12 protein-coding genes are annotated in these 14,423 nt (G+C 44.2%); 8 read left to right on the top strand and 4 right to left on the bottom strand.

The window, feature by feature from the left end:
- Positions 1-3: 3 nt before the first annotated feature.
- Positions 4-903, bottom strand: a complete 900-nt coding sequence (oxyR, locus tag HRU23_11535; GenBank protein ID NRA54767.1) for a DNA-binding transcriptional regulator OxyR — start codon at positions 901-903, stop codon at positions 4-6.
- Positions 904-987: 84 nt separating this feature from the next.
- Positions 988-2,634: an alpha-D-glucose phosphate-specific phosphoglucomutase gene (locus HRU23_11530; protein NRA54766.1), complete on the bottom strand. Its 1,647-nt coding sequence runs from the start codon at positions 2,632-2,634 to the stop codon at positions 988-990.
- A gap of 324 nt (positions 2,635-2,958) precedes the next feature.
- On the opposite strand from HRU23_11530, the gene phoB reads away from it, so the two are divergent.
- Together phoB and phoR are read left to right on the top strand one after the other, a co-directional pair.
- The gene (gene phoB, locus HRU23_11525; protein NRA54765.1) at positions 2,959-3,648 is read left to right on the top strand and encodes a phosphate regulon transcriptional regulator PhoB; all 690 of its coding nucleotides are present in this window, start codon (positions 2,959-2,961) and stop codon (positions 3,646-3,648) included.
- A 6-nt stretch (positions 3,649-3,654) separates the two neighbouring features.
- Positions 3,655-4,950 (top strand): phosphate regulon sensor histidine kinase PhoR, encoded by a 1,296-nt coding sequence (gene phoR, locus HRU23_11520; protein ID NRA54764.1) that lies wholly within the window; start codon positions 3,655-3,657, stop codon positions 4,948-4,950.
- Between the two features lie 84 nt (positions 4,951-5,034).
- Here phoR and HRU23_11515 read toward each other — a convergent pair whose 3' ends face one another.
- Positions 5,035-5,442 (bottom strand): DUF3461 family protein, encoded by a 408-nt coding sequence (locus tag HRU23_11515; protein ID NRA54763.1) that lies wholly within the window; start codon positions 5,440-5,442, stop codon positions 5,035-5,037.
- 412 nt (positions 5,443-5,854) lie between these two features.
- Here HRU23_11515 and pstS point away from each other — a divergent pair, with 412 nt between their 5' ends.
- From pstS to HRU23_11485, 6 genes are all read left to right on the top strand, one after another.
- Complete coding sequence (pstS, locus tag HRU23_11510; protein ID NRA54762.1) at positions 5,855-6,823, top strand: phosphate ABC transporter substrate-binding protein PstS family protein; 969 nt, start codon at positions 5,855-5,857, stop codon at positions 6,821-6,823.
- Positions 6,824-7,005: 182 nt separating this feature from the next.
- The gene (locus HRU23_11505; GenBank protein ID NRA54761.1) at positions 7,006-9,246 is read left to right on the top strand and encodes an ABC transporter permease subunit; all 2,241 of its coding nucleotides are present in this window, start codon (positions 7,006-7,008) and stop codon (positions 9,244-9,246) included.
- Positions 9,247-9,290: 44 nt separating this feature from the next.
- Positions 9,291-10,946, top strand: coding sequence for a phosphate ABC transporter permease PstA (gene pstA / locus HRU23_11500; protein NRA54760.1), 1,656 nt, complete (start codon positions 9,291-9,293; stop codon positions 10,944-10,946).
- Positions 10,947-10,970: 24 nt separating this feature from the next.
- A complete protein-coding gene (pstB, locus tag HRU23_11495) occupies positions 10,971-11,789 on the top strand; it encodes a phosphate ABC transporter ATP-binding protein (protein NRA54759.1) in 819 nt (272 codons plus the stop codon).
- A 9-nt stretch (positions 11,790-11,798) separates the two neighbouring features.
- Positions 11,799-12,509, top strand: coding sequence for a phosphate signaling complex protein PhoU (phoU, locus tag HRU23_11490; protein ID NRA54758.1), 711 nt, complete (start codon positions 11,799-11,801; stop codon positions 12,507-12,509).
- Between the two features lie 75 nt (positions 12,510-12,584).
- Entirely contained in the window at positions 12,585-13,199 is a 615-nt protein-coding gene (locus HRU23_11485) for a fumarylacetoacetate hydrolase family protein (protein ID NRA54757.1), read from the top strand.
- On the opposite strand, the gene HRU23_11480 is transcribed toward HRU23_11485, so the two are convergent.
- Positions 13,196-14,410, bottom strand: coding sequence for a CoA transferase (locus tag HRU23_11480; protein NRA54756.1), 1,215 nt, complete (start codon positions 14,408-14,410; stop codon positions 13,196-13,198). The genes HRU23_11485 and HRU23_11480 overlap by 4 nt on opposite strands.
- Positions 14,411-14,423: the final 13 nt, after the last annotated feature.

The raw sequence follows: 14,423 nt of genomic DNA, 5'->3' as shown, positions 1-14,423 counted from the left end.
TGTTCATAAAATTGTGGCTATCGACTGTCTAATACTCGCTACTACCGTTCTGACACATTGCATGCGTGAATAATTGGGGCGAATGACTAAAGAAATAGCACGAGTGGGTTGTGGTGCCTTAAACGGGGTATAACACATGCCATCATTGTTAAAACGTTCTAGCGTTGACAGTGCTGGCAACATCGTAATGCCCATGCCACTTGCCACCATGTGACGTAAGGTTTCTAAACTGGTTGCTTCAAAGCTAGTATCTTCGTCGGCTCCGGCACTAAAACAATATTCCATGGTTTGACCTTTAAGACAGTGGCCATCTTCTAACGTCAGAATCTTTTGCTGATAAAGATCATCAAGCGTTAGGTTGCTCTTGTTAGCGAGGGAGTGTCCGACCGGAGATGCTAATAACAGCGGTTCGTCGAACAGTTCAAAGCTGTCGAATTTGGTCATGTGGTCTAAATAGGGCAGAATTAACAGATCTAATTTACCTTGGTCGAGCTGCTGTAATAAATTTTCTGTTTGATCTTCATGCAGAAAAAAATTAATTTTTGGTAATTGCTTAGTCAGATCTGCCATAACATGTGGCAACAAATAAGGGGCTAAGGTAGGAATAAGTCCGACATGCAAATCACCTGCGAATGGATCGAGCAAGGCCTTGGCCGCTAATTCGAACTCATTGGCCGCCTGTAACACATTTCTTGCTTCGATAACCAATTGCTCGCCTGCTGGAGTTAACATAACGTTGTGGCGATGACGTTCGATTAATTGCAGCCCGAGCTGCTGTTCTAGCTTGATTAATTGACCACTTAACGTCGGTTGACTGACAAAACAAGCGGCGGCAGCGCGGCCAAAATGTTTATGTTGTTCGATTGCCGTTAGGTAGTGCAGATCGCGCAAAGTAGTAGCCATGTCACTGTTCCTATCTAAATTTATGTTGTGCCGAGATGATTATGACGACCTAAGTCGCCATAATCTGATTAGCCTTTTAATGACTTACAGCCCTGCTTTAGCAAATGCAGCACTAACAATGGTTTGGGCTTCACTGATAATTAACGCGAGGTGTTGTTGATCGATAAAGCTCTCAGCATAAATTTTGTAAATGTCTTCAGTGCCTGAAGGTCGCGCGGCGAACCAACCATTTTCGGTAACCACTTTAATCCCGCCAATCGCGGCATTGTTGCCTGGGGCGTGGCTAAGAATGTGTAAGATTGGTTCATTAGCCAAGCTCTTTGAGCTAATGCTGTCACTGGTTAAGGCTGATAGCGCCTTTTTTTGCGCTAAGCTAGCAGGTGCATCAATTCGGCCATAACAAGGTTCGCCGAGTAATTTAGCGAGTTCAAGGTAGTGTTGTTGAGGATCTTTACCGGTCACGGCAATAATTTCTGCGGCTAATAACGCCATAATAAAGCCGTCTTTGTCGGTGGTCCAGCAGCTGCCATCGCGGGCTAAAAATGCCGCGCCGGCACTTTCTTCGCCACCAAAGGCGTAACTCGAATCATGCAGGCCATCGACAAACCATTTGAATCCTACTGGGACTTCAGCCAATGGACGATCGATGTGCTTAGCAACGCGATCGATAATCGAGCTTGAGACCAGAGTTTTGCCAATTTTTGCCTCTGCTGGCCATTGACGATGAGTCATTAGGTAATTAATCGCGACAGCTAGGTAGTGATTGGTATTCATTAAGCCACCGGTTGGTGTGACTATGCCGTGGCGATCAAAATCGGGATCGTTGCCAACAGCGATATCATATTGATCCTTCATCGCAATAAGCCCTGCCATTGCATAAGGTGACGAACAGTCCATCCGGATCTTGCCGTCTTTGTCTAATGGCATAAAGGCAAAACTCGCATCGACCACTTGATTAACGACTTCAAGTTCAAGGCCGTACTTTTTAGCGATTACTGGCCAGTAATCGATGCCAGAACCACCAAGTGGGTCAACGCCTATTTTAACCCCTGCGTTGGCGATAGCGGCCATATCTATTACTTGGTCAAGCTGACTTACGTATTGCTCGATAAAGTCTTGGTGGCTTAATAAATCACAAGCCATCGCTTGTTCAAGTGATACGCGTTGAATCTCGCCCTGATGATTGGCAATAATGTCGTTGGCTCGTTGTTCTATTTGCTGAGTTAGTTCATCTTGAGCGGGTCCGCCATGCGGTGGATTATATTTGATACCGCCATCACTAGGTGGATTGTGCGATGGCGTAATAATTAGGCCGTCAGCTTGTTCATTGTGAACTCTGTTATGACTGATGATCAGGCGCGAGATAACTGGGGTTGGGGTAAAACCTTGATCTTGCTGAATGATAACGGGCACGTTATTGGCAATCAAAACACAAATTGCGCTAGCAAAAGCGGGTTCAGACAAGGCATGAGTATCTTTACCTAAAAACAATGGACCAGTCACCCCCTCACGCAGACGAAGCTCGGCAATTGCCTGACAAATGGCTTCGATATGCAGTTGGTTAAAACTGGTGTTGTTGGCATTGCCACGGTGGCCTGAAGTGCCAAAACTAACCTGTTGTTCAATAATGCTAACATCGGGAGTCTTAGTGTAATAATCACTGACTAAACGGCTAATGTTAATTCTGTCTTGTGGTCTAGCTGGCTTGCCTGCGTGGTGATGAATGCTCATTCTGTTCCCTTTGATTGTCTTATACCAATCGCATTAAATATGTGATCATTTAATACAATTGGTATTATATATGGTCTTTAAATATGACTGCGCGCGCTAAATTATACGGGGTCGTCAAAATTTATCATGGTTAATTGTTAAATTTGGTCGATAAGTTGCTGAAATTGGTGATTGAATCAATTGTTGTTACGCGTTAACGTGACGCTCGATTGGATTGCAATTTCGTTATATTTTTTACACGAAAATGAGTTAACGTCATAATTGTGTCATAAAGATTGTCAATAATAGTAACTTTTATAATGGACTAACATTGAGTAAGTTAATATGAGTGCCAAGATTTTAATCGTCGAAGATGAAGCGGCTATTCGTGAAATGTTATGCTTTGTGCTAGATCAGCACGGCTTTAATGTCATTGAAGCAGCTGACTTTAATAGTGCGACCGAAAAATTAGTTGAACCTTATCCAGATCTAATTTTACTTGATTGGATGTTTCCTGGGGGCGGTGGTATTAGCCTAGCGAAGGAAGTTCGCCGTCAAGAGCATACCAAAGCTATTCCCATTATTATGTTGACGGCCCGCGGTGAAGAAGAAGATAAATTGCGAGGCCTAGACGTGGGGGCCGACGATTATATGACTAAGCCATTTTCGCCAAAAGAATTAATGGCTCGAATTAAAGCCGTGTTACGTCGCAGCAAACCAACCGCACTGGAAGAAGTCATTGATGCTAAAGGCTTGGCGCTTGATCCTGTCAGTCATCGCGTTACATTGCATGGACAGCCGCTTAGCATTGGCCCGACCGAATTTAAGTTATTACACTTTTTTATGGCGCATCCTGAGCGTGTATATAGCAGAGAGCAATTGCTTGATCATGTTTGGGGTACCAATGTTTATGTTGAAGATCGGACGGTCGATGTTCACATTCGGCGCCTGCGTAAGGCAATTGGTGGCCATGGTCACGAAGAATTTGTGCAAACAGTTCGCGGTTCGGGTTACCGCTTTTCAACTAAGGTATAGTCTTTAATGCCAGATCACCGCTTACTCAAGTCCATGTTGCTTAAATTGATTGCTTATTATTGGCTGTTAATGATTATTGGGCTTTATCTTGAACGAATAGTCGATACTTTATTTGTTGGATCCTTGGTTATTATTTTAATCAATCTTAAAGAGTTTATTACCTTAGTGCATTGGATCTGGCACTCGCCGCACAAACAAGAAGTAAAAAACAATTCCTACTGGGGATATATCTATCGCGGCATTGATAAGTCGATTAAGGCTAATCGCCAGCGCCGTAAACAGCTTATTTCGGCGCTGAGTCAGTTTCGTGAGGGGGCAGACGCCTTGCCCGATGGCATTGTGGTGTTTAACCAAGACAATGCTATTTTATGGTGTAATAGCGCGGCGCGTAAATTTTTAGGATTAAGTTGGCCCGGCGATCGCGGTCAGTTGCTCAATAACTTAATTCGGCATCAACAATTTAGGCAATATATTATTCGTGGTGATTTTAGCCAAAGGTTAGAATTACCATCGCCACACAATGATGCCGTATTGCTTGAGCATCGTGTGACGAGTTATGGCAGTGACTTGTTTGTATTAATGTCACGTGACGTAACGGTGTTAACTCAGCTGGAACAGATGCGGCGCAAGTTTGTCGCCGATGTATCGCATGAATTAAAAACCCCTTTAACCGTATTACACGGTTACTTAGAGTTAATTGATGACGAAGACAACATTGATCCCTTAATGTGGCGCAAGGCGACCACGGCAATGAAAACACAGGCGCATCGAATGCAATCGTTGGTTGAGCAGCTATTAGCCTTGTCTAAGATTGAAACCAGTCAGCAGCCAGACAACGAGAAAATTAAACTCAATGAACTGATGGCTTTGGTTAAAGATGATGCAATGGTCTTAATTGGCGAGCGGCCTGTTAGCATTGAATTTGAGCTTGATGACAACTTTACGATTGACGGTAATGAAGCGCAATTGCTTAGCGCCTGTACCAACTTGGTCAGCAATGCTATTCGTTATTCCCCTGACGGTTCTAATATCAAAGTCGCGTGGCGTCAGCAACACAATGGCATTGAATTTTCGGTGGCCGATGATGGTTTAGGTATTGCACCACATCATTTGACGAGGTTAACTGAGCGTTTTTATCGTGTTGACCAATCGCGCTCAAACCAAACAGGCGGTACGGGGTTGGGCTTGTCCATTGTTAAACATGTATTGGTTAATCACCAAAGCACGCTTGAAATCACCAGTGTCGAAGGGCAAGGTAGCCGTTTTAGTTTTGTTATCGATCAGCGATTAACTGCTAGTTAGCACGCGGCTTGGTACTGTTACTTAAAATTAAGGCCTCGCTGTTATTAACAGCGAGGCCTTAACTTTCTAGTAAAGCTGATGGTATTACAACTCGGCTATTTGGCGGCGAATATCGGCCATTTTTCCGTTCATTACTTTTTCTAAGTGCTCAATTTCACTCAGTAAAACCTTTTTCTTATCGTCAACAGATAATACTTCGTTAACCTGTGGTTCAAGCTTGTCTAATTGTTCTAGTTCGGCAATCGCTTGCAGAAAAAATTCTGATGATTTTGTCGTTGCTCGGTAAGGAACCAAACTACCTTCGGTGCGCACGCTAGTATGGGTACGTTTGAACTTAAACTTTTTGCTTTTAGCTACCCACTCACCTTGATGGCGACGAAGATATATTTTTAACACATCGACATCATTTTCGTTACGAGTGGAAAAACTCTTAATCTCTTCGAGGTTATCAAACCCCATTTCTTTTAGTACAGCAAACTCTTTGGTGGGCATTTAGCTCACTCCCTCATGAAATACAACTGCTCAGGCGTGAAACTGAACAATCAAACAAAACAACAATAAACCAACATATGTAACAAGCGGCGGAATAATAGGCGTCTGAACTGAGTTAAGCAAGCGTAAAATACCATTGTGATGCAATCCTTTTTAAGCAGATAAAATCAATGCGGTACAGCGCTATATTTAACGCGATTTATTAGATTAAAGGGAAATTAGTCGTATGTTAAACACGGTTCGAAATCTTGATCGAACTAATTAAGACATGGTTGGCGTTATGGCATTAGTTGTTTTAACACTTAATTGTGTTCGACATAAAAGCTTCACATTTTAGTCACTGAACTGTCATCTTGTTAATCCAAACTCATTGGCGTCAACAAAATAACTGAATATAAATGTGGAGTACACAATGAAATTATCAAATTTAGTCACTGCATTAGGCTTGACTGTAGCAGTATTGGTTTCAAGCAATACCATGGCACTTGAACAATCGATTCCAGAATACAAAAAAGCGCAGGGCATCTCAGGTAATTTATCATCTGTAGGTTCAGATACTTTAGCCAACATGATGACCTTTTGGGCCGAAGAATTTAAGCGTAATTACCCAAATGTTAACATTCAAATACAGGCGGCGGGTTCTTCTACTGCGCCACCGGCACTCACCGAAGGCACGTCACAGTTTGGGCCAATGAGCCGTAAAATGAAAGGACGCGAAATCGAAGCATTCGAAAAGCACTATGGTTACAAGCCAACGGCCATTCGAGTAGCTATTGATGCGCTAGCTGTGTTCGTTCACAAAGATAATCCAATTAAAGGGCTAACCATTAAAGAAGTCGATGGTATCTTCTCGGTCACTCATAAATGTGGCGGCGAAGCCAAGAAACGTTGGGGCGACTTAGGGCTTGATGGCAGCTGGGCCGGCAAAGACATTCAACTTTACGGGCGTAACTCTGTGTCTGGTACTTATGGTTACTTCAAGAAAAAAGCCTTATGTAAGGGTGATTTTAATACTCGAGTTAATGAACAGCCCGGTTCTGCGTCAGTAGTACAGTCGGTTGCCGCATCGACTAATGCGTTAGGTTATTCAGGTATTGGTTACAAAACGTCGAGCGTTAAAGCGGTGCCATTGTCTAAGAAAGGCGGCGCGTATATCGCGGCAACTATGGACAATGCGCTAAATGGTAGTTACCCATTGTCTCGTTACTTATACGTTTATGTTAATAAGCACCCAAACAAGCCATTGTCACCAATGCAGCGCGAATTTGTAAAAATGGTCTTATCAAAAGATGGCCAGAGCATTGTTGAGAAAGACGGTTACATCGCATTACCAGCGAAAATTGTCACTAAAGAATTAAACAAACTTGGCATCACCATGTAATCTTTAGCAGGTAAAAACCTTTAAAGGCATCCGTTTAGCGGGTGCCTTTTTTGTTTCTGGCGACAAAAACCTCCTGACATGATTAATCGAAACAGCTGTCGTTAAACCGTAATATTAGTGTCACTAATTTGTCATGTTGGCTAAATACAATGCATTCATATTAACTAGTGTTAGACAATATTATGAGCCAAGCAGTGATCCTTAAGCGACCCGTTACTAATCCTCTTGCCGCAAGCAGTAAAATTCGGCAGTTAAAAGACCGTCTAGTTCATGTCAGCATTACCGCTGGTGGGTTAATGGTGTTAATGACCTTGTTAATGATTTTTGGTTATTTACTTTATGTGGTTGAGCCGGTGTTCCGCTCGGTAACCATTACCGAGCATCACAGCCAACCAGCGACCCAAGAGATGCTGGCATTTGGCAGTGATGAGCTTAATGAGGTTGGTTACTATTATGACCGCCAAGGCCAACTAAATTATTATTCTCTGGTTGACCCGACCATTGACTACTCATCAATTGTTTTACCCTTAAAATCGCCTCAAAAAATTAGCAGCGTGGCGCGGCCAGTCGATTCTGACATTGTTGCCTTGGGTTTAAATGATGGCAGTGTGCTTATTTCGCAGCCGCACTTCTTATTAAGCTTTAACAACGACAATCGCACTATCACTCCTGCTATTCGTTATGACTATGGTCAAGAGCCGCTGTTGATAGACAGTCAGCGTCAGCCCTTAATACAAACAGCCTTTGCCGTTAACGAAGAACAATTGACGTTAGTGGCATTAACCCAAGATAACCGGGTGGTATTGTCACGACAAACAGCCAGTGAAAACTTCATGACCGAAGAAGTTGAATGGCAGGGGCAGTCTCAACAATTAAGTCAGGTGCCCGTTCATATCGACCAGCTGTTTTTAACCCCAAGCCAACAGCTATTATTTATTCTTAGCGGCAACAATTTACACATCTACGACTTATCACTAGAAGAGGTAGGCGCAGCGCGTGAAGTGGTGCAAGTAAATAGCCCCAATGGCGATGTTAGCGCTGTTGGTATTTTGTCGGGTGGTAGCTCGATATTAATTGGTAATTCAGACGGGGTAATTAGCCAGTGGTTTGAAACTCGCGGCGATGATGGTCGTCAACTAAGTCATATTCGTGATTTTAAGATTGAAGGTGCCGTGGCTGCCATTGTGGCAGAACCTTTTCGAAAAACTTTTGCAGTGACCAGTCAGGGCGGGCAATTAAGCTTATTTCATACCACCAGTGAAGCGACCTTGTTAACGGAGAAATTAGCGACAGCGGTAAAGGATATGCGTTTTTCGCCGCGCAATAACGCGTTAATTGTTCGTCATCAGAATAAACTCAAGTTTTATCAAGTTGACAACCAGCATCCAGAAGTGACTTGGAGCGGATTATGGCAAGAGGTTTGGTATGAAGGGTATAGCGAACCAGATTATGTGTGGCAATCTACTTCGGCCAGCGATGACTTTGAGCCTAAATTGTCTTTGGTGCCAATTTCATTTGGCACGATAAAAGCCGCATTTTACGCGATGTTATTCGCGATGCCGTTAGCGGTAGCTGGGGCAATTTATACGGCATATTTTATGCCTGCGGGTTTACGCAAGGTCGTCAAACCCACAGTGGAAACAATGGAAGCACTGCCAACGGTGATTTTGGGGTTTTTAGCTGGCTTGTGGTTAGCGCCTATTGTTGAGACTCGGTTGCCATTTGTAATCATGCTAGTGGTATTTTTACCGCTGGTCATTGTGCTGTTTTCATTCATTCATTACCGCTTGCCTGTCGCGCTTAAGCGCATTGTTAATGAGCAGTTTAGTAGCTTGCTGTTAATTCCTATTGTGTTGCTGGTGGGCTGGGGCTGTTATCAGTTAAGTCCGCTGGTTGAAGAATATTTTATGCAAGGCAATGCCCGGCAGTTTATTAGTAATGAACTGGGCATTAACTTTGACCAACGTAACGCGCTGGTGGTTGGCATCGCGATGGGGTTTGCGGTTATCCCGACCATCTTTTCTATTACCGAAGACGCAATATTTAGTGTGCCGGGTCATTTAAGTAATGGCTCATTAGCGCTCGGGGCCACTCGCTGGCAAACCTTGGTTGGGGTGGTGTTGTTAACGGCCAGTCCTGGCATATTTTCAGCGGTGATGATGGGCTTGGGTCGTGCTGTTGGCGAAACAATGATTGTGCTGATGGCAACGGGTAATACCCCGATTATGGATTGGAACATTTTTGAAGGCATGCGAACGCTGTCGGCCAATATTGCGGTAGAAATGCCGGAATCAGAAGTGGGGTCCACTCACTATCGAGTGTTGTTTTTAGCGGCGTTAGTGTTGTTTGTCTTTACGTTTATTTTCAATACTATCGCCGAGTTAGTTCGGCAAAATCTTCGTGAAAAATACGGTTCACTTTAACAATGAATTTATTCGGCTTAAACATCGGCTCAGGGGTTATATAAATGGGTAATTGGTATAAAAGTGGTTCACCGTGGATTTGGTTAACATCGGGTGCCGTTAGCATCAGTTTAATCGCGGTATTAGGGCTGTTGGCATTAATTGCATGGCGTGGACTGACCTATTTTTGGCCCTCGCAAATATGGCAGTTTGAGGTGCAGCATCCTGATGGCACCCAACAGCGGGTCATTGGTGAAATATATGAGCGTGACATGATCCCAGCGCTGCAATTGCAGGAGTCGGGCGTTGCAGTTGCCGCAGGGGTTGAAGAAGTTGAATCGTTATTGGTTAAAACCGGCAATCGAGAATTTGTTGAACTAGATTTTCGGTGGTTATTAACCAGTACTATTATTAGTCAAAGCATCCCCAAGCAACTGGCGGTCTTTGAACGCAATAAAAATGGTAACTTTTACGGTTATGTTGAAAGTGTCACGGTTGACGGGGTTAAGTACGACACCAGCCCACAAGAAACAGAGCTGCAACTGGACATTGCTTTAGAGCGAGTTGAAACCTTGGCGGAAACGATTGACCAGTTACAACAATCGGACATTGGCAGCATCAACTATCAATTAGAATCATTGCGGTTAGAACAGCGCCGTTATGAGCTCAATGATGGGTTGACACCAGACGTTGCCAATAAAATTCAGCGCCAGCAACAGCAGTTGAGTGACCAATATCAAATTTTAGCCACCCAATTATTTGCGATGCGAGACCAAATGAATCGTGATGTGGTGATAGTACGTGATATGCGCGGAGAGTCAGTGCCAATTAAGCTGAGTTATGTGCTAGCCGTTCACTATCCAAATAATATGAGTGTTATCGAAAAAACCGGCTATTGGTTCAGTGCTATCGCTGGCTTTGTTAGTGACGATCCGCGTGAGGCTAATACGGAAGGCGGTGTTTTCCCTGCGATATTTGGCACCATATTTATGGTGATGTTAATGGCTGTTATTGTGACTCCATTTGGGGTCGTGGCTGCGATATATTTACATGAATACGCGAAAAAAGGCCCAATCACTAAGTTTATTCGGATAGCGGTAATTAATCTCGCTGGCGTGCCTTCGGTAGTCTACGGGGTCTTTGGTTTAGGCTTTTTTGTTTACGTACTTGGCGGCAGCATTGATGCGCTACTGTACCCCGAAGCGGCACCAGCGCCAGTGTTTGGTACCCCAGGTGTATTATGGTCGGCTTTAACGCTGGCGATTTTAACCTTGCCGGTGGTGATAGTCTCAACGGAAGAAGGTTTATCGCGGATCCCGATATCGTTACGACAAGGCAGTTTGGCTCTGGGTGCGACTAAGGCGGAAACCTTATGGAAGATCATTATTCCGATGGCCAGCCCAGCGATTATGACCGGCTTAATTTTAGCCGTGGCCCGTGCCGCCGGTGAAGTTGCGCCGCTGATGCTGGTGGGGGTGGTCAAAATGGCACCGACATTACCGCTGGATGGTAACTTTCCATTTTTTCATGTTGATCGAAAGTTTATGCACTTGGGCTTTCACATTTATGATGTTGGTTTTCAAAGTCCTAATGTTGAAGCGGCACGACCTTTGGTCTTTGCTACTTCATTTTTACTTGTCACTGTTATTATTGGTTTAAACATCAGTGCGATTGGTATTCGTAATTACTTACGCGAAAAGTATCGTTCACTGGAAGGGTAGTTGACCCGTTAATTGGAAAAATAAATGATTAATCTAGATAAGCTTACTAAGGGTCAAGCGCCCGTTGATTTAGCGAATTTACCTCAGCAACAAAGGGCATTCACTATTAATAATCTGGACCTGTTCTATGCCGATAAACAGGCCTTGAATAATGTGTCAATGGCTATTCCTAAAGGGCAGGTAACGGCGTTTATTGGGCCGTCTGGTTGTGGTAAATCAACCTTGTTACGTTGTCTTAATCGAATGAATGATTTGGTTGATAGTTGTCGAATCGATGGCGAAATATTATTAGACCAGCAAGATATTTATGCAAAATCGGTTGATGTCGCCACCTTGCGTCGCCATGTCGGCATGGTTTTTCAGCGCCCGAATCCATTTCCTAAATCAATTTATGAAAATGTAGTTTATGGCTTGCGCTTGCAAGGGGTTAAGGATCGTCGGGTGTTAGACGAAGCCGTTGAGACGTCATTAAAGGGCGCGGCATTATGGGCAGAAGTTAAAGACCGCTTGCATGACAATGCGTTTGGTTTGTCTGGCGGCCAGCAGCAACGTTTGGTCATTGCCCGGGCTATTGCGATTGAGCCGAAAGTGTTATTGCTTGATGAGCCAACCTCGGCTTTAGATCCTATTTCAACCTTGGTGGTCGAAGAGCTAATTTGCCAATTAAAAGAAAAGTTTACCGTGGTGATCGTCACCCACAATATGCAGCAAGCAGCCCGTGTGTCAGACAATACGGCGTTTATGTATATGGGTGAATTAATTGAGTATAGCGATACCAATACTTTGTTTACCACACCTGCTAAAAAACAAACAGAAGACTACATTACCGGTCGATACGGTTAAGGGATAACCATGGATAAGCATAACTTACAGCGTCATATCTCTGGTCAGTTTAATGCTGAATTAGAAAATATTCGCAATCAGGTATTAGCGATGGGCGGCTTAGTTGAGCAACAACTTAGCGATGCCATTAGCGCCATTCATCATCTCGATATGACCTTGGCCCGGCAAATTATAAAAAATGATCAGAAAGTTAATGCCTACGAAGTAGCGATTGACGAGGAAAGCATTGGCATTATCGCGCGCAGGCAGCCAGCGGCCGGAGATTTGCGATTAATTTTTGCTATCTCAAAAACCGTGGCCGATCTGGAACGCATTGGTGATAACGCCAAGAAATTAGCGGCCGTGGTATTAGATAAAGTCGATCACCAGCAGCAGCCGTTGCTCATTAGCTTAGAAAACCTAGGCCGTCAGTGTATTTCGATGCTGCATGAAGTGCTTGACGCATTTGCTCGGATGGATGCCGATTTAGCATTTGAGGTCCATGGTCAGGATCAAAACATTGATCGTCAGTACGAAACCGTGATGCGAGAACTGATGACTTACATGATGGCTGATCCGCGCTCAATTCCAGCCGTAATGGAAGTGATGTGGGCTGCTCGGGCATTAGAACGCGTTGGTGATCGGAGCCAAAACATTGCTGAATATGTGATTTATTTTGTGAAAGGTTTGGATGTTCGTCATCTTGATCAGGAGCAGTTGCAACAAATTATGAAAAAATAGTGACTTAATGTGGTGTAAACAGCTGCAATATTTTATAAACTCAAATGACATTTTTTGTCAGGTTAGGAGTATATTTTGCAGCAGGTTTCATTAAATAATCAGTTGATTACCCCAAGTAAGGTTGTTTGTATTGGCCGTAATTATGTTGAACATATTGCCGAACTTGGCAACCAGACCCCAGCGCAAATGGTGGTTTTTATTAAGCCCAATTGCGCGGTTTCAGCAACATTAGCCTCCTCTCATCAAGAGCCATTACATTATGAAGCCGAGTTATGTTTTGTTTACCAGCAAGGTAAATTTAGCGCGGTTGGCTTTGGATTAGATCTCACCAAGCGTGGCCTGCAAAGCACATTAAAAAACCAAGGTTTACCTTGGGAGCGGGCTAAAGCTTTTACTGGTGCCGCGGTTTTTAGTGAGTTTGTGTCAATTGATACTATCGAAGACTCGCTGAGCTTAACCTTAGAGATTGATGGTAATGTCATTCAGGCGGGTGGGATCAGCCAAATGATCTATCAGCCAGCAACTATCCTCGCTGATCTGCAAACATTTTTAACCCTTGAAGACGGTGATATTGTCATGACCGGCACTCCCAAAGGCGTTGGAGTGATTAATGCCGGCAGCCGTTTTCGTGGTCAGGTCTTTCAACATGGTGAAGTGCTGGTTACGGGTCAATGGCTTGCAGGCGATTAAGATATAATACCTTGCTGGCGTAACAAGCTGATTTCTTCGGCAGAGTAACCTAACTGCTGTGACAGAATTTGCTTGTTATGCTGACCTAACGCTGGTGCCGCACTGTGATATTGCAATGGCGTTTGCGACAGGTTAATCGGTGATGCAACGGTTGGAATTTCCTCGCCTTGCTCATTGGTAAGCTGGCGCACCATGTTGCGGTGTTTTATTTGCGGATGATTAAAGACCTGTTCAAGTGTATTAACGGGGCCGCAGGGCACGGCGACTTGTTCTAGCAACTTAACCCAATATTCAGTGCTGTGAGCTGCGATTATCTTGGCCAATAGTGGGATTAAGTCAGTGCGATGCTTGACCCGAGCGGCGTTAGTTTTAAAGCGGGGATCTTGTGCTAAGGTTTGGCGCTGAGCTACCTGACACAATCGTTCAAACTGAAGGTCATTGCCAACAGCTAAAATTAAACTGCCATCAACGGTCGCAAAGGTTTGATAGGGCACAATATTAGGATGGCCATTACCTAAACGAGCGGGATTTTCCCCGGTGGTGAGGTAATTCATGCCTTGATTAGCCAGCGCCGCAATTTGGACGTCGAGCAATGCAATATCAATGTGTTGACCTTGCCCCGTTTTACCACGAGCAAGTAACGTCGCCAAAATAGCATTGCAGCTGTAGAGTCCGGTCATAATGTCGACTAAGGCCACGCCGACTTTCATCGGTTCACCATCACATTGACCGGTTAGACTCATTAAGCCGCCTTCACCTTGAATCATCGCGTCATAACCTGCTTTGTGGGCGCAGGGGCCATCTTGGCCAAAGCCAGTGATTGAGCAATAAACCAGTTTAGGGTTAATTTGCTGCAAGCTGTGGTAATCGAGGCCGTATTTCTTTAAGCCGCCGACCTTATAATTTTCAATCAACACATCGGCATTTTTAATCAGCGATTTTATAATTTTTTGGCCTTGAGTTGTGCTGATATCAAGCGCCAGTGATTGCTTGTTGCGATTGGCACAATGAAAATAGGCGGCTTGTGGCGGCTGCTTGGTGCTCGCACTTTCTATAAAGGGCGGGCCCCACAAGCGAGTATCGTCGCCAGTGCTCGGGCGTTCAATTTTGATTACTTGTGCGCCGAAATCTGCCAACATTTGCGACGCCCAAGGCCCCGCTAAAATTCGGCTTAAATCGACCACTTTAATGCCATCCAGTGCACCCGTCATATCAGTATCACTC

The organism is Gammaproteobacteria bacterium (genome assembly GCA_013214945.1).
Lineage (GTDB): Bacteria > Pseudomonadota > Gammaproteobacteria > Enterobacterales > Psychrobiaceae > Psychrobium.
The sequence above is the reverse complement of the archived record's forward strand: the minus strand, read 5'-3'. Positions and strand labels throughout refer to the sequence as shown.

Bases quoted from the DNA above. Each gene is read 5' to 3' on its own strand.
- oxyR (NRA54767.1), bottom strand. From the start codon at position 903: ATGGCTACTACTTTGCGCGATCTGCACTACCTAACGGCAATCGAACAA.
- HRU23_11530 (NRA54766.1), bottom strand. From the start codon at position 2,634: ATGAGCATTCATCACCACGCAGGCAAGCCAGCTAGACCACAAGACAGA.
- phoB (NRA54765.1), top strand. From the start codon at position 2,959: ATGAGTGCCAAGATTTTAATCGTCGAAGATGAAGCGGCTATTCGTGAA.
- phoR (NRA54764.1), top strand. From the start codon at position 3,655: ATGCCAGATCACCGCTTACTCAAGTCCATGTTGCTTAAATTGATTGCT.
- HRU23_11515 (NRA54763.1), bottom strand. From the start codon at position 5,442: ATGCCCACCAAAGAGTTTGCTGTACTAAAAGAAATGGGGTTTGATAAC.
- pstS (NRA54762.1), top strand. From the start codon at position 5,855: ATGAAATTATCAAATTTAGTCACTGCATTAGGCTTGACTGTAGCAGTA.
- HRU23_11505 (NRA54761.1), top strand. From the start codon at position 7,006: ATGAGCCAAGCAGTGATCCTTAAGCGACCCGTTACTAATCCTCTTGCC.
- pstA (NRA54760.1), top strand. From the start codon at position 9,291: ATGGGTAATTGGTATAAAAGTGGTTCACCGTGGATTTGGTTAACATCG.
- pstB (NRA54759.1), top strand. From the start codon at position 10,971: ATGATTAATCTAGATAAGCTTACTAAGGGTCAAGCGCCCGTTGATTTA.
- phoU (NRA54758.1), top strand. From the start codon at position 11,799: ATGGATAAGCATAACTTACAGCGTCATATCTCTGGTCAGTTTAATGCT.
- HRU23_11480 (NRA54756.1), bottom strand. From the start codon at position 14,410: ATGACGGGTGCACTGGATGGCATTAAAGTGGTCGATTTAAGCCGAATT.